27 protein-coding genes are annotated in these 25,035 nt (G+C 69.3%); 7 read left to right on the top strand and 20 right to left on the bottom strand.

Features of this window, described 5'->3' with window-relative positions:
- Nucleotides 1-44: 44 nt before the first annotated feature.
- The 12 genes from WYO_RS19090 to WYO_RS19035 all read right to left on the bottom strand — a co-directional run bounded on the left by WYO_RS19090 (nt 45) and on the right by WYO_RS19035 (nt 11,716).
- Nucleotides 45-1,286 (bottom strand): cytochrome P450, encoded by a 1,242-nt coding sequence (locus WYO_RS19090; protein WP_007565504.1) that lies wholly within the window; start codon nt 1,284-1,286, stop codon nt 45-47.
- Nucleotides 1,279-2,604: an FAD-dependent oxidoreductase gene (locus WYO_RS19085; protein WP_007565503.1), complete on the bottom strand. Its 1,326-nt coding sequence runs from the start codon at nt 2,602-2,604 to the stop codon at nt 1,279-1,281. Before WYO_RS19085 ends, WYO_RS19090 begins: the two co-directional genes overlap by 8 nt.
- Nucleotides 2,601-2,816 carry a ferredoxin gene (locus WYO_RS19080; RefSeq protein ID WP_007565502.1) on the bottom strand — a complete coding sequence of 72 codons (216 nt, stop codon included), beginning with the start codon at nt 2,814-2,816 and terminating at the stop codon, nt 2,601-2,603. The genes WYO_RS19085 and WYO_RS19080 overlap by 4 nt, the downstream gene beginning before the upstream one ends.
- A 71-nt stretch (nt 2,817-2,887) precedes the next feature.
- Complete coding sequence (locus WYO_RS19075; protein WP_007565500.1) at nt 2,888-4,666, bottom strand: patatin-like phospholipase family protein; 1,779 nt, start codon at nt 4,664-4,666, stop codon at nt 2,888-2,890.
- Nucleotides 4,663-5,889, bottom strand: coding sequence for a pyridoxal phosphate-dependent aminotransferase (locus tag WYO_RS19070; RefSeq protein ID WP_007565498.1), 1,227 nt, complete (start codon nt 5,887-5,889; stop codon nt 4,663-4,665). The genes WYO_RS19075 and WYO_RS19070 overlap by 4 nt, the downstream gene beginning before the upstream one ends.
- 7 nt (nt 5,890-5,896) lie before the next feature.
- Complete coding sequence (locus WYO_RS19065; protein ID WP_007565496.1) at nt 5,897-6,595, bottom strand: glycosyltransferase family 2 protein; 699 nt, start codon at nt 6,593-6,595, stop codon at nt 5,897-5,899.
- Nucleotides 6,596-6,598: 3 nt separating this feature from the next.
- Nucleotides 6,599-7,651, bottom strand: coding sequence for a radical SAM protein (locus tag WYO_RS19060; protein WP_007565495.1), 1,053 nt, complete (start codon nt 7,649-7,651; stop codon nt 6,599-6,601).
- Entirely contained in the window at nt 7,648-9,006 is a 1,359-nt protein-coding gene (locus WYO_RS19055; RefSeq protein ID WP_007565494.1) for a glycosyltransferase 87 family protein, read from the bottom strand. Before WYO_RS19055 ends, WYO_RS19060 begins: the two co-directional genes overlap by 4 nt.
- Nucleotides 9,003-9,746, bottom strand: coding sequence for a DUF2064 domain-containing protein (locus WYO_RS19050; RefSeq protein ID WP_007565493.1), 744 nt, complete (start codon nt 9,744-9,746; stop codon nt 9,003-9,005). The genes WYO_RS19055 and WYO_RS19050 overlap by 4 nt, the downstream gene beginning before the upstream one ends.
- A gap of 19 nt (nt 9,747-9,765) precedes the next feature.
- Nucleotides 9,766-10,296, bottom strand: a complete 531-nt coding sequence (locus WYO_RS19045; protein WP_007565492.1) for a hypothetical protein — start codon at nt 10,294-10,296, stop codon at nt 9,766-9,768.
- Entirely contained in the window at nt 10,293-11,066 is a 774-nt protein-coding gene (locus WYO_RS19040; RefSeq protein ID WP_007565490.1) for a molybdopterin-dependent oxidoreductase, read from the bottom strand. The genes WYO_RS19045 and WYO_RS19040 overlap by 4 nt, the downstream gene beginning before the upstream one ends.
- Nucleotides 11,063-11,716, bottom strand: coding sequence for a cytochrome b/b6 domain-containing protein (locus WYO_RS19035; protein WP_128755058.1), 654 nt, complete (start codon nt 11,714-11,716; stop codon nt 11,063-11,065). The genes WYO_RS19040 and WYO_RS19035 overlap by 4 nt, the downstream gene beginning before the upstream one ends.
- Before the next feature lie 179 nt (nt 11,717-11,895).
- Between WYO_RS19035 and WYO_RS19030 the strand changes: the two genes are divergently transcribed.
- From WYO_RS19030 to WYO_RS19025, 3 genes are all read left to right on the top strand, one after another.
- Nucleotides 11,896-12,882, top strand: a complete 987-nt coding sequence (locus WYO_RS19030; RefSeq protein ID WP_007565487.1) for an AraC family transcriptional regulator — start codon at nt 11,896-11,898, stop codon at nt 12,880-12,882.
- 263 nt (nt 12,883-13,145) lie between these two features.
- Nucleotides 13,146-13,343 carry a hypothetical protein gene (locus tag WYO_RS31060; RefSeq protein ID WP_128755057.1) on the top strand — a complete coding sequence of 66 codons (198 nt, stop codon included), beginning with the start codon at nt 13,146-13,148 and terminating at the stop codon, nt 13,341-13,343.
- Nucleotides 13,344-13,557: 214 nt separating this feature from the next.
- Nucleotides 13,558-14,448, top strand: coding sequence for an alpha/beta hydrolase (locus WYO_RS19025; protein ID WP_039903378.1), 891 nt, complete (start codon nt 13,558-13,560; stop codon nt 14,446-14,448).
- 60 nt (nt 14,449-14,508) lie between these two features.
- Here WYO_RS19025 and WYO_RS19020 read toward each other — a convergent pair whose 3' ends face one another.
- The 3 genes from WYO_RS19020 to WYO_RS19015 all read right to left on the bottom strand — a co-directional run bounded on the left by WYO_RS19020 (nt 14,509) and on the right by WYO_RS19015 (nt 16,207).
- Nucleotides 14,509-15,279, bottom strand: coding sequence for an SDR family NAD(P)-dependent oxidoreductase (locus WYO_RS19020; protein WP_007565483.1), 771 nt, complete (start codon nt 15,277-15,279; stop codon nt 14,509-14,511).
- A gap of 2 nt (nt 15,280-15,281) precedes the next feature.
- Complete coding sequence (locus WYO_RS31700) at nt 15,282-15,437, bottom strand: hypothetical protein (protein WP_165486569.1); 156 nt, start codon at nt 15,435-15,437, stop codon at nt 15,282-15,284.
- A gap of 80 nt (nt 15,438-15,517) precedes the next feature.
- A complete protein-coding gene (locus WYO_RS19015) occupies nt 15,518-16,207 on the bottom strand; it encodes an SDR family NAD(P)-dependent oxidoreductase (RefSeq protein ID WP_007565482.1) in 690 nt (229 codons plus the stop codon).
- Between the two features lie 100 nt (nt 16,208-16,307).
- On the opposite strand from WYO_RS19015, the gene WYO_RS19010 reads away from it, so the two are divergent.
- Nucleotides 16,308-17,240: a LysR family transcriptional regulator gene (locus WYO_RS19010; protein WP_007565481.1), complete on the top strand. Its 933-nt coding sequence runs from the start codon at nt 16,308-16,310 to the stop codon at nt 17,238-17,240.
- Nucleotides 17,241-17,253: 13 nt separating this feature from the next.
- Here WYO_RS19010 and WYO_RS19005 read toward each other — a convergent pair whose 3' ends face one another.
- The 3 genes from WYO_RS19005 to WYO_RS18995 form a co-directional block, all read right to left on the bottom strand.
- Nucleotides 17,254-17,970 (bottom strand): SDR family oxidoreductase, encoded by a 717-nt coding sequence (locus WYO_RS19005; protein ID WP_007565480.1) that lies wholly within the window; start codon nt 17,968-17,970, stop codon nt 17,254-17,256.
- 27 nt (nt 17,971-17,997) lie between these two features.
- Nucleotides 17,998-18,672: a peroxiredoxin-like family protein gene (locus WYO_RS19000; protein WP_007565479.1), complete on the bottom strand. Its 675-nt coding sequence runs from the start codon at nt 18,670-18,672 to the stop codon at nt 17,998-18,000.
- Between the two features lie 99 nt (nt 18,673-18,771).
- On the bottom strand, nt 18,772-19,407 hold the full coding sequence (locus WYO_RS18995; protein ID WP_007565478.1) for a glutathione S-transferase family protein: 636 nt from the start codon (nt 19,405-19,407) through the stop codon (nt 18,772-18,774).
- Between the two features lie 122 nt (nt 19,408-19,529).
- Here WYO_RS18995 and WYO_RS18990 point away from each other — a divergent pair, with 122 nt between their 5' ends.
- Both WYO_RS18990 and WYO_RS18985 read left to right on the top strand, forming a co-directional pair.
- Entirely contained in the window at nt 19,530-20,435 is a 906-nt protein-coding gene (locus WYO_RS18990) for a LysR family transcriptional regulator (protein ID WP_007565477.1), read from the top strand.
- Nucleotides 20,436-20,531: 96 nt separating this feature from the next.
- A complete protein-coding gene (locus tag WYO_RS18985) occupies nt 20,532-21,302 on the top strand; it encodes an enoyl-CoA hydratase-related protein (RefSeq protein ID WP_007565475.1) in 771 nt (256 codons plus the stop codon).
- 68 nt (nt 21,303-21,370) lie between these two features.
- Here the strand turns inward: WYO_RS18985 and WYO_RS18980 are convergent, their stop codons facing one another.
- Together WYO_RS18980 and WYO_RS18975 are read right to left on the bottom strand one after the other, a co-directional pair.
- On the bottom strand, nt 21,371-22,279 hold the full coding sequence (locus WYO_RS18980; RefSeq protein WP_165486568.1) for an alpha/beta hydrolase: 909 nt from the start codon (nt 22,277-22,279) through the stop codon (nt 21,371-21,373).
- Between the two features lie 356 nt (nt 22,280-22,635).
- Nucleotides 22,636-23,553: a LysR family transcriptional regulator gene (locus WYO_RS18975; protein WP_007565471.1), complete on the bottom strand. Its 918-nt coding sequence runs from the start codon at nt 23,551-23,553 to the stop codon at nt 22,636-22,638.
- 129 nt (nt 23,554-23,682) lie between these two features.
- Here WYO_RS18975 and WYO_RS18970 point away from each other — a divergent pair, with 129 nt between their 5' ends.
- The gene (locus WYO_RS18970; RefSeq protein WP_007565469.1) at nt 23,683-24,537 is read left to right on the top strand and encodes an alpha/beta hydrolase; all 855 of its coding nucleotides are present in this window, start codon (nt 23,683-23,685) and stop codon (nt 24,535-24,537) included.
- Nucleotides 24,538-25,035 lie beyond the last annotated feature (498 nt).

Here is a 25,035-nt window from a genome sequence, read left to right as displayed (position 1 = left end):
CAACCATTCTCGGCTTCGCCTCGGAATCACTCGAGCCTGGTCGATCAAGCGATCCCCGCGATGGCGATGCCGAGGTTCTTCGGACCGCGCAGGGAAGCGCCGGCCCGGTAGGGCGGTGGATCGTCGAGGAGCCGCGGCGCGACGAGGCGCCGGCACAGGGTGACCAGGGCGATCTCGGCTTCGATGCGCGCCAGCGGCGCGCCCACGCAGTAGTGTAGGCCGCCGCCGAACCCGAAATGCTGGTTGTCGTTCCGGTCGGGATCGAACCGGTCCGGCTGCGTGAACCGCGCCGGATCGCGGTTTCCGGCCGCGAGCATCAGGACCACCGGGGATCCGGCCGGGATCGTCGCGCCCGCCACCGCGATGGCGCCGAGCGCCTTGCGGGTCCGGAAATGGACGGGGGGCTCGTAGCGCAGGATCTCCTCGATCACGCGGGGCGCCCGCTCGGGGTCGGCCTTCAGCTTCTCGAGCTCGTCCGGATGTCGGAGCAGCGTGAGCATCCCGTTGGTGATGAGGTTCACGGTCGTCTCATGGCCCGCGACGAGGAGCAGGATCGCCGTGGAGATCAGGTCGATGTCGCCCATGGCCGGCCTGCCCCGGCCGCCGCGGGCGGCGAGGCCGCTGAGCATGTCGTCGGCCGGATGGCGGCGCTTCTCGCGGATCAGCCGGCGCATGTAGTCCGAGATCGCGTCGAAGGTGGCGGCGATCTCGCGTCGTCCCGCCTCGTCGTGGCGCGCGTCGGGCTCCAGGGCCGTCGCGAGGCGTGTCGCCCAGGCATGGAATTGCCGCTCGTCGGCCTCGGGCACGCCGAGGAGTTCGCAGATGACGGCCACCGGCAGCGGATAGGACAGGTCGTCCACGAGGCAGACCGTGTCGCGGCCCCGGCACTTGTCGATCAAGGCATCCACGAGCGTCGCGACCTTGGCGTGGGCATCGCGCACCCGGGCGATCGTGAACTCCTTCATCACGAAGCCGCGCAGGGTGTCGTGGTCGGGCGGATCGCGGAAGATCAGCGGACGGTGGGCGTTCACCACGCGGTTCCGGATCGGGTTGAGGATCCAGTCCTTCAGGGGGTTGCCCGTGGCGGGCCGACGCGAGGGCGGCAGGTCTTCCGAACTCAGCCGAGGATCGAAGATCAGGCTCTTGAGCGCCCCATGGGTGCTGACGAGGTAGCTGCCATCCGCCTGCCGGGACACAGGTGTCTCGCGCATCCTGGCGTAGAGGGAATAGGGATCCGCCCGGTTTTTCGGGTCCAGCACCTGCGCGAAGAGCGTCTCGTCAGACATGGCTAGCCTCCAGCGCCGGCGCGGCGCGATGGGCAGGGGGCCGCGCCGCGGGGAAGCCCGGCTCCAGCCGCTCGACCCGCGGCTGGTCGATGGCATCGGGAAACGGAGGAAAGCGCGCCCCGGCGGCGACGGCCTCGGCATAGGCGGGCAGCCAGCGCGCCTCGTCGAAGGAGACGGCGGCAATGCTGCGACCGGCCTTGCCATACACGGCTAGGAACCGGTGCGAGGCCCGCGATCCCTGGACGACCGCGAGTGCATCCGCCCCCGCGGTGTGGCCGGCGAGCTTGATGTTCAGGCCGAACTGGCTCGACCAGAAAGCCGGCAGATGCCGGTAGGGCTGCTGGGCGGAGGGGGCGGCCATCATGTTGGCCGCCGCGTGCCGGGCCTGGTCCACCGCGTTGCCCCAATGCTCCACCGTCATCGGACGGTCGCCGTAGAGCGGGTTCGGCCAGCGCGCGACGTCGCCGGCCGCGTAGATGTCAGGGTCGGGCTCCCCCGCGATGGAGATCGCGCGGCAGGCTCCGTCGCAGGTCAGGCCACCCGCATCGGCGGCGAGGCCCGCCGCAGCGAGCCAGCCGGTGTCGCGCGTGGCGCCGAGGGCGACGATGACGAGATCCGTCTGGAGAACCTCTCCCCCTGCGAGGTGCGCGCGGCGGACCTGCCCGGCCTCGCCCGAGAGTGCGCGGACCGTCGTCTTCGGGCGGAAATCGACCCCGGCGCCGCGCATCCGTTCGGCGAGGGTGGCACCGATCGTGGTTCCGAGCAGGCGGGCGAGCGGCGTCGGGTTGGGATCGACGAGCGTCACCGCCAGGCCGAGGTCGCGGCAGCACGAGGCCGCCTCGCAGCCGATCAGGCCGCCGCCAACGATGATCACCCGGTTCGGCCGACACGCCAGCGCGCTCCACAGGGCGCGGGCATCCTCCAGGGTCCGGATCGTAAAGATCCCGGCCAGATCGGCCCCCTCGCCGGGCCATGTCCTCGCCCTCGCGCCGATGGTGATCAGGAGTTTCGCATAGGGAAGTGTCGCGCCGTCGGCGAGGTGCAGCACCCGGCGCTCCCGGTCCAGCGCGACGGCGGGCCGCCCGAGCCGCCACTGCGCCCGCAACCGGCTGAGCTGCGGAAGCGCGGTCGCCTCTGGGGGAAGCTCGCCCGCAAGGACGTGCTTGGACAGGGGTGGCCGGTCGTAGGGCCGATGCGGCTCATCCCCGACCAGGGTCAGGGGCCCGTCATAGCCGCGGTCCCGCAGCGCCTCCGCGCCCCGCAGCCCGGCGAGGGAGGCGCCCACCACCACGATGCCCGGTCGCTGAACCTCGGTCACGGTTCGCCCTCCTCGGAGAGGCCGGCGGGCTCGATCTCGATGGCGCGGACGGGGCAGGCCTGCTGCGCCCGCTCGATCTGCGACCGCTTCGCGTCCGGTGGCGCGGGGTCGTAGAACAGGATCTCGTGACCGCGCAGCTCGAAATGCTCAGGGGCGGCGTAGCAGCACTGCGCGTAGCCCTGGCAGCGATTGAGATCGACGACGACACGCATTCAGGGCCTCCAAAAAACCGTGCGGATGACCGGTCGATCGGGCGCCACACCGGCGCGAGGACCGGAGCGGCTCATGTCCAGGCTCGCAGACGGCCCGAGTCCAGCGCTTCCCGGGCGCAGCGATAGCCGAGCTCGGCCGTCGTCTCGAAGCTCGACCATGCCCGCAGGTCGACCCCGGCCAGGGCGGGCTTGAGCAGGACGGCGGCGCGGGTGACGGCTGCCATGGTCTGGGCGTCGCTCGACACCATGGCGGAGCGCAGGAGCAAGTGGGCGATGCCGGGGAGCTGGTCCGAGATGCCGAGGAAGCGGCGGAACGCCCGCGCGCCCCGGCCCTGCCGCGGCATGACCTGGAAGGCGGTGTCGCTGCCGACATCCACCGCGAGGACCGGCCCGCGGTCGAGATCGGCCATCACGTCGGCGGGCAGGTTGTTCATCATGCCGCCATCCACGAGGATGCCGTCCGCACTCGCCACCGGGGGCAGCAAGCCGGGAATGGCGATGCTGGCGCGGATCGCCCGGTCGAGAGGGCCGGCCCAGTGGACCATGGCCGTGCCGGTGCTGAGGTTCGAGGATACGCAGAAGAACGGGCGCCAGAGATCCTCGACGCGGGCATCCCCGAACCGCGCGGCCAGCCCGGCATCGACCTTGGCCCCGCGCGTCAGGGCGTGGAACGGCAGGGTGTAGTCGTCGAGGGGGTTGCGCCCGAAGGACGCGACCGTGTGGGTCTCGATGGCGTCGAGGCTCCAGTCCAGGGCGACGCTGGCGGCCAGGATCGAGCCCATGCTGGTGCCGCCTACGAGATCGATGTCGAGCCCCGCCTCGAAGAGCGCCCGCAGGACGCCGAGATGGGCGAGGCCGCGGGCCCCGCCGCCGCCGAGGACGAGGGCGCGGGCATGACCGGACGCGATCCGGGCCAGCCGGGCGAAGTCGCCATCATGGTTCTCGCGCGCCTGGAGCCGCAGGGAGAACGGGAGCGCGGCGACATCCGGATGCAGAGGGCGCGGAAGGCGCGCCCCGGCGGGCTGGGCCACCGCGAGGTCCATGCGGATCCAGTGGGAGCGAATCGAGGCTAAGTAGGCCGCAGCGCCGGGCCTCGGCGGCGCGCCGGGCTCGGCCAGCAGCAGGACGTGGTCGGCATGGCGCAGGCAGAGCTGGCACCATCGGCAATCGATCTGGTGGGCGACGAAGACCGTGCGGTCGTGGGCCTGCTCGTAGCGGTGGAACCAGGCCTCGTCGGCCTCGGGCGGCCATTCGGAGAGGCAGCCGGTCCGCCCCGGCAACGCGGCATCGAGGGCCTGCGCAAGCCGCTCGCCGAAAGCCGTCGCCTGACAGCCCTCGGTCGCCGCCAGGACAGCGAAGCTTCGCGGCGCGTGGTTCAGGGTCACGCCCGTATGGGCGGTGCGCAGCTGCGCGGCCAGGATCCGGGCGAAGTAGAGCAGCGTCCCGGGGTGGGTGGCGATCAGATCCGCGAACGCCGCGCGGGAGAGGCGCAGGAGGTGGGTGTCGCGCAGGGCCGTCGCCGTGATCGAGCGGGGCTCGCCGGTGAGCAGGGCAAGTTCGCCCACGGTATCCGGTGGTGACAGGCGGGTGAGGCGGCGAACGCTGCCGTCGCGCGGGTCGCGGGTCGAGAGGCCGACTGCGCCGCTGACCAGCGTGTAGAGCGCGTCAGCCTCATCCCCCTCCTCGAACAGCGTCCGCCCCCCGGCGACGGCGACCGAAGTCATCCGCGCCCGGATCGCGTCGGCTGCGTCCTCATTGAGGCTGACCAGGAACGGGATCTCCGGGCGCCCCGGGGTGATGACGGCCGGGACAGGCACCGGGTCGCAGATGTCGAGGCGTTCGGTGCTCATCGGCCGGCGCGCCTCAGCAGGTGATCCGCGAGGATCCCGAGCGCCGCGCTGCTGCCGACGCGGCCGAGGCCGAGGCGCAGGCGATCCGTGGGGATCGACGCCAATGCCGAGTGCCACAAGGTGGAGGGCAGCACGAGGACGCCGTCCTCGGACGCGAGGGTACGGGCGAAGGTGGTCGCCCCCTCCCGCCCGCGGAATCGGGGACAGGCGAAGGCCAGGTTGGTCGGCTCATCCGGATCGAACAGGTCCGGGTAGCGGTCGAGCAGCCTCCGCAGGCGGCGATGGTTGCTGTGCCCAATTCCGCGGGCGCGGCCGGTCAGGCGCGGTTCGGCCCGCAACGCTACATGCGCCAGGATCTGGCTCGGCACGGCGAGGCAGCTCGACAGCAGATTCTTGGCCGCGAGGATGCGGTCGAGCAGCACGCGGTCGCGACAGGCGGCCCAGCCGACGCGCAGGCCCGGAAGCCCGAATCCCTTCGACAGCCCGTTGATGGAGATCCCGCGCTCGTACAGGTCGACGACGGGCGGGACGGCGCGCTCTTGATCGAGATCCGTCTGGCGGTAGACCTCGTCGTTGACGAGCCAGAGCCCGTGCCGGCGGCAGAGCTCGATCAGACCGTCCAGGGTCGTCAGATCCAGCGCCGCACCGGTCGGGCTGTTGGGGAAATTCATCAGCACCAGCCGGGTGTTCGGTCGAATGGCCGCCGCGAGTCGGTTGAGGTCGAGCTTCCAGTGCCGGTCCGGGTGAAGAGCGATGCCATCGGCCGCGCACAGCCGCGTTACGACGAGTTCCGAGGGCTGGTAGATAGGCACGACCACCACCGCGTGGTCTGCCGGACCGAGGAGCGCGCTCAGGACGCAGGTCACCGCTTCCTGCGCGCCTGCACTGACGAGCGCGTCGTCCGCCTCGAGCCGGTGGTAGCGGGCGGCTACGGTGGCGCGCAGCCAGGAGGCGCCGCGCGGTTCGGCGTAGCCGAGATCGGCCTCCCGCCAGCGCAGACGATCCTCCGGGCCGGCAAGGCGTAGCAACGCGGTGAGCGTCAGCGGTTCCGAATCGGATGCGGCGAGGGCGTGGTGCGCACAGCCCGACCAGCGGTCCAGATACGCCGCCAAAGCGAACGTACGCGACGTAGCGATCCCGTAATCCTGCCCTGTGTCGGGGACGGCCTCCTCCGTCCGGGTGCCGGCCCACAGGCCCGGTCCGGCGTCATCTTCGAGCGCCATCGCCAACTCACGCTCCCCGCACTGGCCCTGCGGCGACGCGCAGGTAGGTCGCGCCGATCCGCGTGGCGGCCCGCAGCGTGCCACCGAGCGAGCCCGCGACCTTCGAGGATCCACCCAGCCGGCGCCGGTAGGGCATCGGCACCTCGCGGATGCGCAAGCCCGCACGCGCGGCCTGCATCTGCATCTCGATGTTCCAGCCGTAGGTCAGCTCGCGCAGGTCGAGACCGCGCAGCGCCGCGCGGTCGATGGCGCGGAAGGCGCACATGTCGGTGTACCGGACGCCGTAACGCAGGCCGATGCCGAGGCCGGCGAGGCGGCCGGCGAGCACCTGGTGCCAGAGCATTGATCCGGGCTCGCGGCTCCCAAGGGTGCGCGAGGCGAGGACGAGGTCGTGGCTGCCGGCGAGCACCGGCCCGGCGATCCGGTCGATCAGATCGCCACGATCGGCACCGTCCCCGTCGAGGTAGACGATCACCCGCGAGGCCGGGTCGGCGGCGGCCGCCCCAAGGGCGCAGGCCCGGCCGTAGCCGCGCACGGCCTCGATCACCCGGGCGCCCGCGGCCCGGGCAATAGCCTGCGTCCCGTCGGTCGAGCCGCTGTCGGCGACGATGATGTCGCCCGCGTAAGCCGGGGGGATCTCGCGGATCACCACACCGATCGCCTCGGCCTCGTTCAGGGTCGGGATGACGATGCTGACCGGATGCATCGCTCAGAGGCTCCAGCGCAGGCCGCAGTTGCGGCACGGCATCGGCGGCGCGTCGGAGAGGAGTTCGGAGCGGAAATCGCGATAGGCCGCGCCGTTCCAGATCTCCCGGAGCGTGGACTGCGTCGCGTCGCCCAGCGTGTAGTTGGCGTAGCCGCGCATCGAGAACGGCGCGATGCAGCAGGGCAGCGCCCGTCCGTGGGCGGTGACGTACATCAAGGACCAGGGTCGCCGACAGGTGGCCCAGGCGCGGTCCTCCTGCTGCTTCAGGCTGATCCCGGGCTCGGTCGCGCCCGAGGCGTCGAGCGTCACACCCAGCGCGCGGCCCAGAGCCTCGGCCTCCGCGATCGCCGCAGCTTCCTCGGTCTGCGCGCTCTCGAACAGCGACAGGTCGGCGCGTGCCATGCCGTACCCGGCCTCGTCGAAGACGAGGCGCTGCAGGTGCACCTCGGTCACGCCCATCTCGGCCGCGAGTCGGACGAAGGCCGGGAGCTGGTCCACGGTCTCCTTGAGGCCCGTCAGCCAGAGCGAGACCCGGGGCGTCGTGGCGCCGGACGCCTTCTGGAACGCGACGAACCTGCCGACGTCGCGCACGATCCGGTCGAAGAAATCCTTGCCGCGCACCCTGCGGTACGAGGCCCGGTCGGCAGCGTCGAGGGAGACGCGCAACTCGTCGAGCCCGGTATCGATCAGCTCCCGGAAGCGCTTCGGCTGCATCAGGGTGCCGTTGGTGTTGAACAGGACGTAGGTGCCGCGGTCCTTCAGGTAGCGGACCATCCGCGGCAGGTCCTTCACCAGCATCGGCTCGCCGACCCCGTGGAGCACGACCCGGGCGACGTTCGGCACCTGGTCGACGATCCGCGTAAACAGCGCCCAGCTCATGTCGGCCGGGGGTTCCAGGGCCTCGAAGGTGCGCGGGCAGGTCTCGCACAGCAGGTTGCAGCGGTTCGTGACCTCCAAATAGAGGCAGACCGGCGGCGCTACGGCCTCGGAGGCGCGGTCGGCGCCGATCGCCTCGAAGTAGCGGCGCGGATCCTTCAGGGCGGGTGAGGCCGTCATCGGGCGGTTCCTTGCGGGAGGGAGGCCTGAGGCGCGGTGCGGGTCTGCCACAGCGCGCGGACGGCCAGGACGAGGGCCGGGACGAAGACCAGCGACGGCCAGAGGAAGCGGTCGTTGAACGGATCGATCAGGAACAGGATCGGCGCCGCGCCGAGCCAGATCAGGGCCGGGGCCGGGGCGACCACCGCGGGCAGCGCCAGCCAGGGATAGTACCAAGCGTAATGCGGGCTCGCCGCGCAGGTGGTGAGGGCGGCCAGGAGCCCGGCATCGCCGCACAGCGCGACCGCGTCGGGCGCGGGTGCCCGGTCACGGCCGAAGGCGATCCAGAGCGCGAGCGCGGCGAGCGTCAGGCCGGCGCAGACCAGATAGGTCCGCAGCAAGCCCGGAAGACCGAGCCCCAGATGGCCGAGCCCGGCGAGCAGCCAGTAGCCCGCGCCGGTCTCGTACCCTTCCTCGGCCCCGTAGCCCCCGGCGAAGCCGAGCACGTCCCGGCCGGCGCCGAGATAGGGCAGGTAGAGGACGGCGATCACGGCGGCCCCGATGAGCATCGGCCGCCACAGCCGGCCACCGCGCACGAAGGCCGGCGCCACCGCGACGGGCAACAGCTTCACCAGCGTCGCCGCGCCGAGCAGCGCACCCGCGAGCCCGTACCGACGGCGGGTGCGAGCCAGCAGCGTGAGGCCGAGGAGGCCGATCGCCACCGCATCGACATGCCCGTCGCAGGCGAAGGACCACAGGGCCAGCGGGTTCCAGGCGTAGATCAGGATGCGGGCCGACGGCAGGCCGGCGCCCCGCAGGATCGCGAGCATGGCGAGCACGCCCAGGGCCTCGAAGCCCAGCATCGCCAGCTTCATCCCGGTGACGCCGTGCGAGACCTGGCCCACGGCGGCGAAGACCATTTGCGCCGCGGGCGGGTAGATCGTGCGTGCGTAGTCCTTGCGGTTGATCAGCGGGTAGACCGCCGCATCGCGCAGCCGTTCGAGAGCCGGATCGGCCGGGATGTAGCGGTAGGGGTTGATCCCGGCAGCCTGGACCTGCCCGTCCCAGACGTAGCGGTAGATGTCGCTCGACAGGAACGGCGGCGCCGGCAGCAGCGCGGCCCGCATCGCCACGGCGAAGCCGAGGATCGTCCACAGGGCCGCGGGCGGCAGCCGCTCCCGCAGCACCAAGCGCACGGCGAGGAGGTAGATTCCGAGACCAACCGCGACCACGCCGACGAAGACGTTGGCGCGGGCCACGGAGCCGACCGTGTCGGCGCCCGGCACGTGGATCGCGAGCGCGCCGACATTCACGACGAGCAGCCCGAGACCGAGAGCCGCGAGCCGGTGCGCGGGGCTGGCGAGAAGCCGGGTCATGCCGGCACGGCCTCCGACGTCTCCGTGAGCCGCGCCAGGACCGCGCGCGTCGCCGGCGCCGCGTAGCCGGACGTATCGGCGCAGAGCTGCGCGAGCGAGGCCGCGTCGTCGATGTCGTACCAGGGGTCCAGCTCGACGAGGGCGAGGCCGATCTCGTGCGCCCGGGCGCGAGTCGCGGCCGCGACGGTATCGGTGCTCCAGGCGATGTCGGCGAAGAGGCGGGCATGGGCCTGCTTGAGGCCGAGGATGTAGTAGCCGCCGTCGTCGCAGGCGCCGAGCACGGCCCTGTCCCCCGGCGCCAGCAGGATCCGGGCGGCCTGGACGAGGAGGCGCGTCGGCAGCGTCGGGATGTCGGCGCTGAGGACGCAAGCCGCTGCATGGCCCTCCGCGAGCATGCCTCCGACGGCCTGCAGCAGGCAGCGGCCGAAACCCTCGACTGCCGCCGGGGCCGGGATGTCGCCGTCCGCCGGGACGAGCTGTGTTCCGATGACCAGATGGGGGCTGACCAGCGCCTCGGCGCCGCGCGGCGCGTAGGCCGCGTAGGCGGCGATCGGCGCGGAGCGGGCCGCCTCCAGGATGTTGGCGGTCGTGTCGCGCAGGAAGGCACCGCTCAGGAGTGCGGCCTGGTCGGGCGTCAGCGGCGGGCACAGCCGCGTCTTGGAGCGGCCGCTGCGCGGCGCCTTGGCCATCACGCCGATCGCGCAGGTGGCGGACGATCCGGACGTCGGTCCTGGTGCCATCTCCAAGATTCCTCCGTGATCAATGGAAGGGCCGGACGATCCCGAGGCGGAGCGTCTCGTCTGGTTGAACCGCGGTGGCCGAGCCGGGCGCGAAGGCCGGCAGCGCGTGCAGGCGCTCCGGCGTCAGGCCCATGAGGGCGACGTGCTCGCCGAGCAGCGCCACCGCTTCGGCCGGCACGGCCACGAGGCGGGATCCGACCCCGCTCCAGGCGACCGGCTGGAGTCCGAGCCAGGTCAGCCCGAGGACGCCGTCGAGGCGCACGATCACGTCGGCGCCGCCGTCGTTGCGGCGGACGAGCCCCGTCACGCGGCCGAGCACGGGCTGTGATTCCTCCGGCTGAAGCAGGAGGCGGCCGGGGAGATCGCCGACGCGCACAGGCTGGGGAAACCGGCCGGCCGCGCGACCCGCCATCTCGGGGGCGGTCATGCCGGGCTTCGGCATGTGGTCGGGGGCCGGCGAGGGACCGGCCGTCTGCGCCTGACCCGGCCCGGCGAGGGCCAGCGTCAGCAGGACGACGCCCCGGGCGCACCGGATCGCGCGGGCACTCATAGGCCGGCGAACCAGTTGAAGCCGCGATTCTCCCAGTAGCCGCCGGGATAGGTGTTGGTCACCTCGATGGCCGTGATCCATTTCGGATTCTTGAAGCCGAGCTTGACCGCGGTGCGCAGGCGCAGCGGGTACCCGTAGGGGTCCGGCAGCTCCGCGCCGGCATAGCGGGTGGCGAGCAGCGTCTGCGGGTGCAGCGCGCTGGCCATGTCGATGCTGCTCGGGTAGTCGTCGGCCGTCTTGAAGGCGACGTACTTGGCGGTGAGGTCGGCGCCGACGCGCTCCAAGAAGGCGCGGAGCGGCACGCCCGACCACTGCCCGATATAATCCCAGCCCTCCACGCAGACGTGGCGGATGATGATCTCGCGCTCGGGCAATTCCGCGATCTGCCGACGCGTCCAGGGCCGCTTGTCGGAGATCAGACCGGCGAGTTCGAGCCGCCACGCCGCGCCGTCGATCGGCTTCACGTCCTCGACGTCGTAGTAGGCGTTGAAGCGCGGCGGCTTCAGGACCTGGGAGGCGGGATACTCGGGCGCGAGCTTGCGGGGATCGAACAGGGCGGCCTGGACGCCGTCGTTGAAGTCCGAGACCGCGCGCAGCGCCCGGCCGACCGCGGTCGTGTCGGTCACGTCGCAGCCGGTGAGCATGGTGAGCGCGCCCAGCGTCAGGCCGCCGCGCAGCAGACCGCGCCGCTCGATCCGCCGGACCAGGGGGCGGTGGTCGTCGAGGATGCCGGGATCCGGCACCGTGCGGGGGCGGAACGGCGACCTCATCGCGCCGCCTCCCGGGCCACGGCCGGGAGGGCCGGCTGGCGGACCGGGCCGCCGGTCAGCATCGCCCATAGCGTGCGCGGCACGAGCAGGGCGAGCACGACGTGGATGGCAAGGAAGCCCGCCAGCACCGCCATGCCGGCGAAGTGGACGAGGCGCGCGCCCTGGAAGCCGCCGAGCAGCGCGACGAGGCCGGAGAACTGGACCGGCTTCCAGATGGCCAGCCCGCTGACGACCTGGCTGATGCCAGCCAGGATGGCGACGATGTAGAGGATCTTCTGGACCGCGTTGTAGGTCGTCAGGTCCTCGTGCGCGAGCTTGAGCCGCAGCGTGTCGCGGACCGTCTGCACGATGTCGCTCGGGCGGATCGGCAGGAGGCGCTCGCGCAGGCGCCCGGTCGCGACGCCGTAGACGAGATAGGCGCCGCCATTGGCAACCAGCAGCCACATCGCGGCGAAGTGCCAGAGCAGGCTCTCGGCGGCCCAAGACCCAAGGCGGATCGCCTTGGGAAAGTACACGCCGTGAATAATGACGGAATCGTCGTAGATGCCCCAGCCGGAGCCGATCAGCACCACCATCGCCACGGCGTTCGTCCAGTGCATGATCCGCACCGGCCATGGGTGCAAGCGACGCCTGGATCTGATCGCGTTCATCTTCATGATAGCGGGCGCCCTTCGTGTGTTTTGATCCAATACGTGGTCGTACATTGATGAATTATGGGATCGACAAGCCATATGGGAAAAGCCAATCGCGAAGTTGCTTATCGTGATGACCTGGATCGTCGACTGAAGACGCTGACATTAGTTCACCATTAAGAGCGCACGGAGTGCCCATGTCCTGCGATATTCTTCCGCGCCTGTTCTCGACTTTGTCTGTGCAGGTCCATGCGTTCGCATTCTGTGAGATCCAGACCGGGTGGCAGCTGGCGAAGAACGGCATGACGGACGCGATTCTTGTCCATTACGTTCTTGCGGGCTCAGGAACGATCGTGGTCGAAGGTCAAGAACCGCTGCGTTTCGGGCCGAATTGTATGGTGATCCCACCGCGCGGCATGCGGCACTCAATTGGTTTCGCGGGAGCTACCCGAACGGTTACGGCCGAAGACGCGCGCAGAGTTCTTCCGGATGGCCTTATTGCGTTGACGGCGGGCGATGGAAGACGGGACATTTTACTGGCCTGCGGCTCTATCGCGGCGCGATATGCCGGCGCACTCGGTCTTTTCGACCGTCTGCACAACGCCTTGATTGAAGATTTATCCGGCAGCGACAGGCTGCGCCACGCCTTCGCTTTCATGATCGAGGAACTGGTCAATCCAAGTCTTGGTACGCAGGAGGTGACGAGTGCGCTGATGAAGCAGTGCCTGACGATCCTGCTTCGGATCCATCTGAAGGAGAAAGGCGCTGAATCGCCGATCTTCGAAGCGCTGCGCGATCCGAGGCTGGTCCCGGCGATCGCGGCTGTCCTCGACGCGCCTGGGGCGCAGCATACGGTCGATAGTCTGGCTGCGCTCTGTGGGATGAGCCGCTCCGGTTTCGCCGAGCGCTTCTCCGCCACATTCGGCGAGGGCCCGATCGAGTATCTGCAGCGGGCGCGTCTGCAACTGGCAGCCAAGCTGCTGACGTCCTCGCCCATGCCCGTGAAGGTCATCTCTGAGAGCGTCGGTTACGCAAGCCGCAGTTACTTCTCGCACGCCTTCAAGATCGCTTACGGGTGCGATCCGAGCGCCTACCGCGCTCAAGCCACGAGCCTGGTCAGATCGCTGGAGCCACAATCCGACCTCGGGATCGACGGCGCACGGCGGAAGTCCGAAAGGCCTTGAGCGTGCATGCAGGTGGATGTCTTCCGCGTTGGACACGAGCACCGAGGGTATTGCCATCATCAACGCCGGATAGTCTCGCCAAAAACTTGCGATCGTGGAACCCGCGCGGCGTGCGTTATCGTTCAAAACAGGTGCTGTGGTTCGAACTTGGTGGTTTCTGAAAATAAATCCGCATATAAGCGGTGCGTCGAAAAGACGGCCCGGATTTCCTCAGGGGGGCCTCATTCGTGAAACGCAGGACGGCCTTTCAAGCGTGAGGAATTTTGAGATTCCTGCTCTTCAGTATGCACGGCGCGACCCGAGAAGCGGCGCTTATCAAGGCCGAGAAACCTCGAAATCAGGATCGGCCACGCCGATCGATGATGCTTTTCGTGAACGAGGCACTGACGCTTGGCCTGGTGGGGTCGATGGCCAGCCCCGATGAAAGACTGGTCTGCTCGGCGAAGACCAGCAAAGAATGACGCATATCGACGACCTCGGCAGACGATCAAAGCGGGCCGCCTGAGGTTATGCTGCCCTTAGACATCACCCCGCTTCGGATATTCACCGCGTCCGCGTACGGATCGAGGCCCGCTGACGAGTCGAGAACGGAGTCGCACAGCACTCCTGGCACCATCTGAAGATCACAGACGCGAATCTGTGGGTACCATGTCCCGCCATTTGAGATGCGAAAGGATGTTCATGCCGTCGGTCCTAGCGCCTGGCACGCACAGCATCGCCGTGAACGGCGTGGCTCAACATTATCACGTCTCCGGCATCGGACCCTATTGCATCGCGCATGCCGGTGGCCCCGGCATAGACGCCAGCTACTTGCGATTGCCTCTGCTCGAAGAGAGCCTGACCATGGTGTATCTGGACCCGATCGGCACAGGATCGTCCGGACGCCTGGCGACCCATCCCCAGGGGTACAGCGTAGACCGCTTCTCCGAACAGCTGCTCGCGTTCATCGACGCGGCCGGTATCCCCGATCCTTACCTTCTCGGTCATTCGCACGGAGCCTTCGTGGTGCTGGAGGCAGCGCTCAAGCGGCCAGGAGGACTCGCGGGTCTGATCATGTATGCCGGCGCTGCCTACACAGGCGGCGCCTTCATGGCCGATGCGAGCGCTGAGATCGCCGCCTTCGTGGCACGCCACGCGGAGACGGCGGAAGCCAAAGCGGTCGAGAGGGCCTGGGCCTCGATCCCCACCATCCGCACAGACGCGGCCTATACCGCGGCGCTGCGCGACCTCCTTCCGGCCTATATGTCGGACTTCCGGCGCTGGCCCGACATGCTCGCGACCCTGCAGCGGCGGCTCCAGGCGACCCTGTTGGTCGGCGATGGCCAAGTCTTCGACGTTCGTGACCGTCTCGCCACCTTGCAGGTTCCGGCGCTCGTCGTCACCGGAACCGACGACTTCATTCTCGGCCCGCGCCACGCGGCGTTGCTGGCTGATCTGCTACCGCAGGCGCAAATGAGAATCTTCGAGCAGAGCGGCCACTTCGCCCATATCGAGGAGGCCTGCGCCTTCGCGGAGGCCGTCCTTCGCTTCACGGGACGTCCGGGCCGAGCGTTGTCCGGCATATGACGGCCGTACGCGCCTAAGATCCCCGACCTCAGGCGCTCCACCGAGGTGCTGCGTGGCTGTCTAGGGCAACGGCACACCGGACAGCGTCGCGCACCGGTCCAGCAGAGCCTCCTGCAGCCCGACGCGACGGGTGCTGGGCTCCGGCAATTTCTCGCGCTGGTGATAGAAGTACCGGCCCGTGACACGGGTTGCTGGGTCGTCCCCGACCGCCAGCCATGCCTGGGTCACGGGCGCGGCGGCCATATCATCCGGCGCACCGGGACCGCCCATACGGGTGGGTACCCAGCCCGGTTCGAGGGCGTTCGATCGCACCGCGGGCCAGCGTCGTGCCACGCCGAAAGCCAGCAAGACGTTCAGGAACTTCGTTTCCGCGTAAGCTTGCGATCCGCTCCAGCGCCGTCTGGTCCATTGCAGATCGTCCATGTCCGGGACACCGCCTGGATGCATGCCCGAGCTCAGGTAGACGAGGCGGTCTGGCCTCTCCATCAAGGCCGTGAGCACGTAGGGCGCCAAGACGTTAATTGCGAAGAGATGGCTCAGACCATCCCGGGTCTCCAGCCGGCGCGCTTCGCGATAGCCGATGCCGACATTATGGATGACGGCGTCGAAGCGCCCGATCGCGTTGGCCTGCTCGGCCACGGATCGCATGCCGGCGATCGTGACGACATCGCCGATGACGATCTGGGCGGCGTTCGGAAGCGCCCGTCGCGCGACCTCGCCGCGATCGGTGTTCCGCGCATGCAGCACGACATCATGGCCCTCGCGGGCCAGGTGCTGGCCCGCCATGAGCCCGAGGCCATCCGACGATCCGGTGATGAGGATACGGGCCATCGTCAGTCCTTCAGCAATGCTTCGGTCACGATCGGCGTTTGAGAGCGCTGCAACGACGCGGCCGCCCGTAGATCGTACGTCGCGAATCCCTGTTCGGGCAGCACCGCTCCAAGCGATGACGGGCGGCTCTGCGCGGCAACCGGAGCCGTTCCGGTCACCGTCGCCGATCTCCTCGGGTGGACGCTGCCTGCCGTGGTGCGTGGGTGGCGCATGTCCGGTTCGCCTCGCAGTCAGCCGGTCACCAGGGAAGCGGATTGTTGAACCGGTCGACGTAGCGCAGCCCGGCCAAGCCGCGGTTCGCCTCGATCATGTCGACCACGCGCGGGATGCTCTCCGCGACGGACAGAGCCGCATCGCCGCCGCCCATCTCGGTCCGCACCCAGCCGGGAGCGACGAGGAGCAGGGCGTGCCCGTCATCGAAGTGCGTCGCCGCATAGCCCTTCATGAGCATGTTGAGCGCGGCTTTGCTGGACGCGTAGAGCTGCCAGAAGCCGGTCGCGTTCGCGATGCTGCCGAGCTCGGAACTCATGATCCCGATGGTGCCGCCGGCCGGCACCAGATCCCGCAGGAGCTCGACCGCGCGCACGGGTGAGAAGGCGTTGGTCAGCATCATGTCGAGAAAGTCCGTCTCGTGCGCGCTGACCGGGCTCGCCTCGATTTCGCGGGCGATGCCGGCATTGATGAACAGGACGTCGACGCGTCGACCGCTCAAGCGCTCGCGCAGCGCGCGGACCGAGCTTCCATCGTTGATGTCGACCGGCTGGATCTCAAGGCTGTCGGGAAAGCGGTTCGCGAGCGTCTCAAGCTGGTCGGAGCGGCCGCGTGCCGTTGCGATCACGCGCCACCCGCGCCCGAGCCACTCCTCCGCGAGGGCGAAGCCCAGTCCGCGCGAAGCGCCGACGACGAGCGCCGTGGATTGCCCAGTCATGAGAGCCTCCTCTGAATTGCCACGGCTCTATGTGGCGTAGAGTCGGGACAGGAATTAGCGTCGTTCTGTCAGATCATTCCGGACTCGGAGTCATGGAACGATGCCTTACGATGGCCGACTGCTCGCCGGCGTGACGGTTCTGATGGCTGTGGTCGAGGCCGGAACCATGACCCGAGCGGCCGAGGCCCTCGGGCTCACCCAGTCGGGTGTGGGACGCGCCATCCAGCGTCTGGAGACCCGCGTCGGTGTGCGGTTGCTCGATCGCACGACCCGGACCTTGCGGCTCACCGACGAGGGACGTCGCTTCTGGGAGCGGGTCGGCCCGCATCTCGACGGGATCGAGGAGGCGGCCCTGGAAGCTGCGGGCAGCGCTCAAACGGTGCGGGGCCGCCTGCGGGTGAATGTCGATCCGTTTTTCTCGCGCCTCGTCCTGTCGCGCGAGTTGACGCGCTTCCTCGCGCTCCATCGCGAGCTGCGGCTCGAACTGATCATGCGCGATCAGATCGGCGACCTCGTCGCCGACGGGTTCGATATGGCGCTGCGGTTCGGGGATCCGCCGGTGGCGGGCTTCACCGCGCGCAAGCTCCTGGAAACAAGGATCCTGACGGTCGCAGCGCCGGCGTACCTGGCTGCGTACGGCCGCCCCGCGCACCCGCGCGACCTTCGCGACCACGCCTGCATCGACTATCAGGATCCGCTGACGGGCCGCCCCTTCGCGTGGGAGTTCCGCCGCGGCGACGAGGTCGTGCCGGTGCGGCAGCCGGCGCGCCTGATGGTGTCGGACGTCGAGACGATGATCGGCGCCTGTTGCGAAGGCGCGGGGATCGCGCAGGTCATGCAGCTCGGCAGCCGGAACTTCGTCGCGAGCGGCAGGCTCGTCGAGATCTTCCCGGATTGGCCTGACGAGACCTTCCCCCTGTACGCGATCTACCCGTCGCGGCAGCATCGCGCCGCCAAGGTCCGCGCCTTCACCGAATGGTGCCTGCAGCTGGTCGGCGGCGACAACGAGCTCGATGCCGCCGCGACACGGTGAGCCGCGTCCGGGGCTACAGCGCCGCCCGACCGATCGAGGCACCGCCGTCGACGTAGAGCGTCTGCCCCGTCATGAACGCCGCCCCGTCCGACATCAGGAACGCGATGGCTGCCGCGATCTCCTCCGGCCGTCCGAAGCGCCCCATCGGCACCCCGGCGAGGTAGCGCGTCTCGCCCGGGCTGCCCGGCGGGTTGTTGGCCCGGAACAGCTCGGTCTCCGTCGGTCCGGGCGCCACCGCGTTGACGGTAATCCCGGTGGTTGCGAGTTCGAGTGCCCAGGAGCGGGTGAAGCTGACCAGCGCCGCCTTCGCGGCCGCGTAGGCCGTGCGCTCGACGCTGCCGAGGACGGTCAGGCTGGCGATGTTGACGACCCGGCCCCAGCCGCGCCGGCGCATGCCCGGCAGGGTTGCCTGTACGGCCTGAAGCGCCGGGTGGAGGTTGATGCGCAGGACCTCGTCCAGCGCGGACATCTCAACGGCATCAAGTCGTTGTGGCCGCACCAAGCCCACATTGTTGACCACGCCGTCGAAGGCGAAGCGTCCGGTCAGGTCCGCGAGAACCGCGTCAGTGGCGTCGCCGTCGGCGAGGTCGACCGGCACGAGCGTGCCGGGGAAAGCGTCGAGGCCTCCGCGCGCAAGGCCGACGACGTGGTGGCCGTCGCCGGCGAGACGGTGGGCCAGCGCCAGCCCGATGCCCTTGCTGGCACCGGTCACGAGAAAGGTTTGGGACATCCTGGATCTCCTTGCGGCCGTGTCTTGTCAGGCGGGAACGGAGGCGGCGCGGCGGAGCGCCGGCAGCATGTCCTCGGGCTCGGGACGGCGGGTGTAGTCGGGGTTCACCTCGGCGTAGAGGATCACGCCGTCCTGCCCGACGACGAAGCGTCCGGGCATCGGCAGGGTCCAGCTCGCGTCGCCGTTGAACGCCGGCAGGTCGTTCTTCAGGCTCATGTAGAGATCGACCAGATAATCGGGCAGCGCGAAGCGCAGGCCGAACGCGGCCGCGACGGCGTTGTGCGGGTCCGACAGGATCGGGAATTCAAGGGCATTCTGGCGGACCGACTTCCGGCTGTTGGCCGCCGTCTGCGGCGAGAGGGCAACGAGGCTCGCCCCGAGCTTCTCAAATTGTGGCAGCGCCTCCTGAAGCGCCCGGAGCTCCATGTTGCAGTAGGGGCACCACACGCCGCGGTAGAAGCTGATCACGAGCGGCCCGCGCGCCAGCAGTGCGTCTGAGGAGACGGTCTGCCCCTCCGGGTCGTTGAGCGTGAACGCCGGCGCCCGGTCGCCGGCCCTGAGGGCACGGGTCGCGGCGCCGGTGGCGATCAGTTCCGCGGTGGCCCGGTGCATCGTCCGGATCACCGAGGGCGGGACGTTGTAGGGGGGCTTGCCGGCCTCGAAATCGGCTTTGAACGCGTCGAGCTTGGATTGCAGGGTCATGGGTTTGTGCCTCGTGCGACAGGCTGGCGAGCTGGCTTGCGCTGCTACTGGCTTGCGGGAATGGACCGGCCCGGAGCGCGTCCGGTGGCGTGCGACCGGTCAGGCCTGCGGCACGAGCGCGTTCACCCGCTCGATCGCGCGTTGGACAGCGGGACGCGCGGCCATCGCGTCGTACCAGCGGGCGACATGCGGCGTGTTCTCGAAGCTCACGCCCGCGAAGTCGCGTCGCCAGAGCCAGCCGAAATGGGCGATGTCGGCCACCGTGAAGGCGTCGCCGGCGACGTAGCGGCGTTCGGCCAGGACCCCGTCGAGTACACCGAGCGTCCGGTTCGCTTCCGCCGAGAAGCGGGCGATGGCGAGCGGCTGCGGCTCGGCGGCCTGGCGTTGAAAGAAGCCCGCCTGCCCGAAGGCCGGGCCGAGCCCGGAGGCGTGGAAGAACAGCTGCTCGAACACGCGCGCCCGGCCTTCGCCGTCCGGCGGCATCAGGCGGCCGCTCGTCTCGGCGAGGTAGACCAGGATCGCCGCGGACTCGGTCAGGACCAGCCGGCCATCGGCCGCCGCCGGGTCGATCAGCACCGGCACCTTCGCGTTCGCGTTCAGCGCCAGGAATTCGGGCGCCTTCTGCTCGCCCTGACGCACGTTCACGCCGTGGAGGCGGTACGGGAGACCAAGTTCCTCCAGCGCGATGAGGACCTTGATGCTGTTGGGCGTGGCGAAGGCATAGACCTCGAACATGTCCGCGTTGCTCCGGCGGGGCCACCGCAGTTGCGCGGTGAAGACGGCCGGATTGATGCGCCTCCCGCGATGGACAGGGCAGAAGGCCCGAGGCGATAACGCTCATTCCAGGGAGGCATGGCGTGGACCGGTATCAGGCGATGGCCACCTTCGTGCAGGTCGTGGAATCGGGCTCCTTCTCGGGGGCCGCCCGACTCCTGAATGTCGGCCAGCCCGCCGTCTCCAAGACGATCGCGCAGCTGGAGAACCGGCTGCAGGTCAGCCTGCTCGTCCGCTCGACGCACGGCCTGAGCCCCACGGAGGCGGGCCTGCGCTTCTACGAGCGGGCGCGGGCGGCCATCGCGGAGGCGGACGAGGCCGAGCGCGCCGCCCGCGGCGCGGGGGCCGGTCTCTCGGGACGGCTGCGCGTCTCGGCAGCGACCACCTTCGCCCGGCTCCACGTGGTGCCGATGCTGCCGCGCTTCCTCGCCGAGCACCCGGACCTCGACATCGAGATCGTCCTCGACGACCGGGTGATCGACCTCGTCGGCGAGGGGATCGACCTGTCCCTGCGCATGGGGACTTTGCCGGACTCGGCCGCCGTCGCGCGCAAGCTCGCCACCGGGGGCCGTTCGGTGCTCGCAACGCCCGCCTATCTCGCCCGCGCGGGCGAACCGCGCAGTCCCGCGGACCTCGCCGGGCATGAGGCGGTGGTCTACAGCCGGCAGCCCGATGCCTGGTCCTTCACCCGGGACGGCGCCGAGATCTCGGTTGCGGTGCATGGCCGCGTCCGGGTCAGCGCGGCCGAAGGCCTGCGTGCGGCCGTGCTGGCCGATATCGGGCTCACCATCGCGTCAGACTGGATGTTCGCCCCCGAACTGGCGAGCGGCGCGGTCCGGCGGCTGCTGCAGCCCTGGGCGTTGCCGATGATCGATCTCTGGGCGGTCTTCCCTACCGGCCGCATGGCCAGCGCCAAGGCGCGGCTCTTCGCCGGCTTCGTCGAGGCGGTGATGGCCGAGACCCGGGAGCCCCATTCCGCGACGGCATAAGTCTTATCGCTGCGCGCCGTCATCCGTCGCCGGGCGGCGCCGTCTACCTCGTCCTCACGCCGACCAACGGGGCCGGCCACCACGAGGACAGCACCGATGGCCCGTTTCGAGACCTACCGCGACGCGTTCCCCAACGCCCGCCTGACCCGGAAGCCGAACGGCGTGCTGGAGGTCATGCTCCACACCGAGGGCGGCAAGCTCATCTTCAACGGTCACACCCACGAGCAGTTCGTCGACCTGTTCCACGCGATCGGCGAGGACCGCGACAACCGTGCGGTGATCCTGACGGGGGCGGGGGACGCCTTCATGGACGCGATCAGCCCCGAGGGCTTCGATTTCTTCGCGCCGCGGGGCTACGACAAGATTCTGCGGGAGGGCCGCAAGGTGCTCAGCAACATCCTCGACATCGAGGTGCCGATGATCACCGCGCTCAACGGGCCGGTCCTGCTGCACAGCGAATACGCGCTGCTCACCGACATCGTGCTGGCCACGCCCGAGACGGTGTTCCAGGACAAGCCGCATTTCGAGTTCGGGATCGTGCCGGGCGACGGCATGCACATCCTGTGGCCCGACGTGATCGGCTCGATCCGCGGGCGATACTTCCTGCTGACGCGGCAGGTGCTGGATGCCCAGACGGCCAAGGATTGGGGCGTGGTCAACGAGATCGTGCCGCAAGACCGGCTGCTGGCCCGGGCGCACGAGATCGCGGACGGGATCGCAGCCCTGCCGCCGCTCACCGGCCGCTACACGCGGATCGCGCTGACACAGCGCCTGCGCCGGCTCGTCGAGGAGGGCACCGGCTACGGCCTCGCCCTGGAGGGCATCAGCGCCGCCGACGTGGCCCGGACCATGGCCGCCCAGAACTGAGTGAGCGCCCGATCCGAACCATCCCACGGCGTGTCGGGCCCGCGACGATGGCCCGGCGCGCCGGAGGCTCAGAAGTAGGCCCGGATCTCTCGGGCGATGTCGTCCCCGTTCGTTTCAAGGGCAAAGTGGCCGGTGTCGAGGAAGCGGACCCGTGCGTCCGGGATATCGCGCTTGAACGCCTCGGCTCCGGGCGGGATGAAGAAGGGGTCGTTGCGCCCCCAGACAGCGAGGAGCTTCGGGCGGCGCTCCCGGAAGAAGGCCTGGATCAGCGGGTAGCGTTCCAGGTTGCGCTTGTAGTCGAGCTTGAGCTTGACTTGGCGGTCCGCATTGCCCGGTCGCGCCAGAATGGCGGCGTCGAGCGTGTACGACTCGGGCTCAATGACCGACGGGTCGGGCACCCCGTGGAAGTAGGGTGCCTTGACGCCGTCGAGGGTCATGCGGGCGCGGATGGCCTCCACGGCGGCCTCGTTCGGCTTTTCCCAATAGGCTCTGAGGGGCGCCCAGGCCGCCTCGCCGAGCCCCTCGAGATAGGCGTTGCCGTTCTGGGACACGATGCCGGCGATGCGGTCGGGATGCGCGAGCGCCAGGTCCCAACCCACCGGAGCCCCGTAGTCGAACGTGTAGAGGCGGTAGCGCCGGAGGCCTAGGACGTCGACGAAGGCCTCGATCGTTCGCGACAGCGACGCGAAGTCGTAGACGTAGCCGCGGTCGTCCGGGACCACCGTGAAACCGAAGGACGGGAGATCCGGCGCGATCAGGCGAAACCGGTCCGCGAGCCTCGGCATGAGATGGCGGAAGTAGAAGGATGAATTCGCGAAGCCGTGCAGCAGCAGGAACACCGGGGCGTCGGGCCGGCCGGCCTCGCGATAGAAGACGTCCACGCCGTCGGCCCGGACCGTGCCGTGGCGGACCTCTGCGACCTCGGCCGGCCGCGTTTCCGCCGCGACGGCGCCGACCGGGCCTAAGCCTGCCGCCATGACGCTGCAGGCGAGAAGACTCCGCCGCGTCGCCCTGGCAGGCCCGTCTTGGAATGCCGTGTCCTGTCTCATCGCTCCACTCGCATCTGTGCGGGCCGGGGAACGTCCGGATTGCTCGCCTCGCGACCGTGAATGTCGCGCACGTCGGGGCGGATGCACCGGCCTTCGCCGCGAGCCCTCCGACCGTGCCGCGGCTTTCAGGCTCGAGACCGGACAGTGTGATCACGATGAACTCTCTCGGCACTCGCTAGAACACAGAGTTTGCGAAACTCAGCCTTACGGATTTCGAGAGGGAGGTGGCCCGGCCTTTTCTTACCCGGCGGACGCTCGTCCCAAGCCGGCGGGCGCCTCGGCCTTCATGGGGGTGGGATAACGGCACTCAGGGATGCGCGAATGCGCGGCGTCGCGAAATCGAGGAACGCCCGCAGCTTGAGCGGGAGGCGTCCGTGGCCGACATGGACCATGCTGACCGGGACGGGGTCGAGCTCGAACGACCGCAGGACGAGAACCTGGCTCCCGGCGGCGACGAGGGGGGCCGCCTGGTACGACAGCACCTGCGTGAGGCCCACGCCGGCCGCCGCCGCGTCGAGCGCCGCCTCGGCGGTGTTGACCTGCAGACGCGAGCGTACCCGGACCACTTGGACGGCCTTCCGGTCGGACGCGGCGAAATGCCAGGCCGGGCCGGCGGCCAGGTCGCTGAAGGTCACGCACGGGATCTCGGCGAGGTCGGATAGCGTGTGGGGCGTCCCGTGGCCGGCGAGGAAGTCCGGACTGCCGCAGACCACGCGGGTGACCGTGCCCAGCCGCGCCGTTACCAAGTCGCTGTCCGGCAGGTGCGAGATGCGGACCGCCAGATCCACGTGATCCTCCACGAGGTCCAGGGCCCGGTCGGTGAGGATCAGGCGCACGGTGATGTCCGGAAACCGGGACAGGAAGGCCGAGACCACCGGCAGGACGTGCAGCCGCCCGAAAACCAGCGGGGCCGTCATCGTCAACGCGCCGCGGGGCTCGGTGTACTCGCCCTTGACCGCACGCTCGGTCTCCTCGACCTCGCCGAGCAAGCGTCGGCACGCCTCGATGTAGGCGGCCCCCGCGTCGGTCGGGGTGAGCTTGCGCGTCGTGCGGACGAGGAGCCTCGCGCCGAGATGAGCTTCCAGGTCCGCGATCTTGCGGCTGACGCTCGGCAGGGGGATGCCGAGCCTGCGCCCGGCGGCCGACAGGCTCCCGGCCTCCACGGCAGCGACCAGCAGGCTCATGGCCTCCAACCGGTCCATCGCACCCTCTCGTTTTCAGCAACGGTCACTCTCGGAGTGGTCAGATTATCCCGCAGCGTGCAAGTCGGTACCCATGCCTCACCGATGGCGTGCAGCACGGGCTGCATCGCCGGCACCGGAGGGCGAACGATGACCCAGACCACCTACCGCACCGTCGACGTCGACGGCCTCAAGGTCTTCTACCGGGAGGCCGGCGACCCTGCGAAGCCGACGCTCCTGCTGCTGCACGGCTTCCCCTCGTCCGGCCACATGTTCCGCGACCTAATCCCGCTGCTCGCGGACCGCTTCCACCTCGTCGCCCCCGACCTGCCGGGATTCGGGCTGTCCGAGATCAAGCCGCGCGCCGCCTTCACCTACACCTTCGACGCGCTGGCGCAGGTCATCGGCCGCTTCACGGAGGTCATCGGATTGAAGACCTACGCGCTCTACGTCTTCGACTACGGCGCGCCCACCGGCTTCCGGGTCGCCATGGCGCATCCCGAGCGAGTGACCGCCATCGTCTCGCAGAACGGCAACGCCTATGAGGAAGGACTGAGCGAGGGCTGGAACCCGATTCAGCGTTACTGGCGGGACCAGAGCGACGCCAACCGGCAGGCGCTGCGCGAATTGCTGACCCCGGCCTCGATCCGCTGGCAATACGAGCACGGCGTTCCGGACACCTCGCTGGTCTCGCCGGACGGGAGCGCCCTCGACGCGTGGTACATCCAGCGGCCGGAGGTCGACGAGATCCAGCTCGACCTGTTCGGCAACTATGCCAGCAACGTGGCGCTCTACCCTGCCTTCCAGCGCTATTTCCGCACGCACCGCCCGCGGCTTCTGGCGATCTGGGGGCGGAACGACCCGTTCTTCCTGCCGGCCGGTGCGGAGGCGTACCGGCGCGATATCCCGGATGCGCAGATCCGGTTCCTCGATACGGGGCATTTCGCCCTGGAAACGCATGCCAACGAAATCGCCGAGGCCATCACGGAATTCCTCAAGGCCTGACGTGGAGATTGCTAAGGGCCCGCGACGGCCTGAATGACGGAAGGTACAGAAGGACCGGCCGGCCCTGACTGGGCGGCCGTTCTTTCGAAACGTGCTTGATGCAGGAGGAAGCCATGAGAGACTTCGCATTCAAGCGACGTCCGATGGCCGCGGAATGTCCGGTGTGGGCGCAAAGTCGAATGTCTGATTTTTGAGAGAAGAGTTGCAGCTCGGTGCAGACACAACGGCCATGAGATGCCTGGCTACTAGCCTGGCCCTTAAAATTATCTCGCGAGCTCAATGACATAGGTGTTCGCAGTTTCATTCTGTCTGGCGCGCCAATCTCCTCAACGATTGAGAAACACTCGGCCCGGAGACCGGCGGTGCCACCGCATGGGATCTCTGGGTAGCCGTTCACGACCCGTCCGCCACCTTATGTCCGCGGCCGCGATCCTCGGCACCGTCGTGCGCTGGCTTAGGTCCAGCGCGAAGCCTCCGACCATCCCGCCGGGCTCGATC

The organism is Methylobacterium sp. GXF4 (assembly GCF_000272495.1).
In the GTDB taxonomy this organism is placed as follows: Bacteria; Pseudomonadota; Alphaproteobacteria; order Rhizobiales; family Beijerinckiaceae; genus Methylobacterium; species Methylobacterium brachiatum.
Note: the sequence above shows the minus strand (reverse complement) of the source record. Positions and strands in the feature narration are given on the sequence as shown.

Coding starts and splice junctions, on each gene's coding strand:
- WYO_RS19090 (WP_007565504.1), bottom strand. CDS start 1,286: ATGTCTGACGAGACGCTCTTCGCGCAGGTGCTGGACCCGAAAAACCGG.
- WYO_RS19080 (WP_007565502.1), bottom strand. CDS start 2,816: ATGCGTGTCGTCGTCGATCTCAATCGCTGCCAGGGCTACGCGCAGTGC.
- WYO_RS19075 (WP_007565500.1), bottom strand. CDS start 4,666: ATGAGCACCGAACGCCTCGACATCTGCGACCCGGTGCCTGTCCCGGCC.
- WYO_RS19070 (WP_007565498.1), bottom strand. CDS start 5,889: ATGGCGCTCGAAGATGACGCCGGACCGGGCCTGTGGGCCGGCACCCGG.
- WYO_RS19065 (WP_007565496.1), bottom strand. CDS start 6,595: ATGCATCCGGTCAGCATCGTCATCCCGACCCTGAACGAGGCCGAGGCG.
- WYO_RS19060 (WP_007565495.1), bottom strand. CDS start 7,651: ATGACGGCCTCACCCGCCCTGAAGGATCCGCGCCGCTACTTCGAGGCG.
- WYO_RS19055 (WP_007565494.1), bottom strand. CDS start 9,006: ATGACCCGGCTTCTCGCCAGCCCCGCGCACCGGCTCGCGGCTCTCGGT.
- WYO_RS19050 (WP_007565493.1), bottom strand. CDS start 9,746: ATGGCACCAGGACCGACGTCCGGATCGTCCGCCACCTGCGCGATCGGC.
- WYO_RS19045 (WP_007565492.1), bottom strand. CDS start 10,296: ATGAGTGCCCGCGCGATCCGGTGCGCCCGGGGCGTCGTCCTGCTGACG.
- WYO_RS19040 (WP_007565490.1), bottom strand. CDS start 11,066: ATGAGGTCGCCGTTCCGCCCCCGCACGGTGCCGGATCCCGGCATCCTC.
- WYO_RS19035 (WP_128755058.1), bottom strand. CDS start 11,716: ATGAACGCGATCAGATCCAGGCGTCGCTTGCACCCATGGCCGGTGCGG.
- WYO_RS19030 (WP_007565487.1), top strand. CDS start 11,896: ATGTCCTGCGATATTCTTCCGCGCCTGTTCTCGACTTTGTCTGTGCAG.
- WYO_RS19025 (WP_039903378.1), top strand. CDS start 13,558: ATGTTCATGCCGTCGGTCCTAGCGCCTGGCACGCACAGCATCGCCGTG.
- WYO_RS19020 (WP_007565483.1), bottom strand. CDS start 15,279: ATGGCCCGTATCCTCATCACCGGATCGTCGGATGGCCTCGGGCTCATG.
- WYO_RS19015 (WP_007565482.1), bottom strand. CDS start 16,207: ATGACTGGGCAATCCACGGCGCTCGTCGTCGGCGCTTCGCGCGGACTG.
- WYO_RS19010 (WP_007565481.1), top strand. CDS start 16,308: ATGCCTTACGATGGCCGACTGCTCGCCGGCGTGACGGTTCTGATGGCT.
- WYO_RS19005 (WP_007565480.1), bottom strand. CDS start 17,970: ATGTCCCAAACCTTTCTCGTGACCGGTGCCAGCAAGGGCATCGGGCTG.
- WYO_RS19000 (WP_007565479.1), bottom strand. CDS start 18,672: ATGACCCTGCAATCCAAGCTCGACGCGTTCAAAGCCGATTTCGAGGCC.
- WYO_RS18995 (WP_007565478.1), bottom strand. CDS start 19,407: ATGTTCGAGGTCTATGCCTTCGCCACGCCCAACAGCATCAAGGTCCTC.
- WYO_RS18985 (WP_007565475.1), top strand. CDS start 20,532: ATGGCCCGTTTCGAGACCTACCGCGACGCGTTCCCCAACGCCCGCCTG.
- WYO_RS18980 (WP_165486568.1), bottom strand. CDS start 22,279: ATGGCGGCAGGCTTAGGCCCGGTCGGCGCCGTCGCGGCGGAAACGCGG.
- WYO_RS18975 (WP_007565471.1), bottom strand. CDS start 23,553: ATGGACCGGTTGGAGGCCATGAGCCTGCTGGTCGCTGCCGTGGAGGCC.
- WYO_RS18970 (WP_007565469.1), top strand. CDS start 23,683: ATGACCCAGACCACCTACCGCACCGTCGACGTCGACGGCCTCAAGGTC.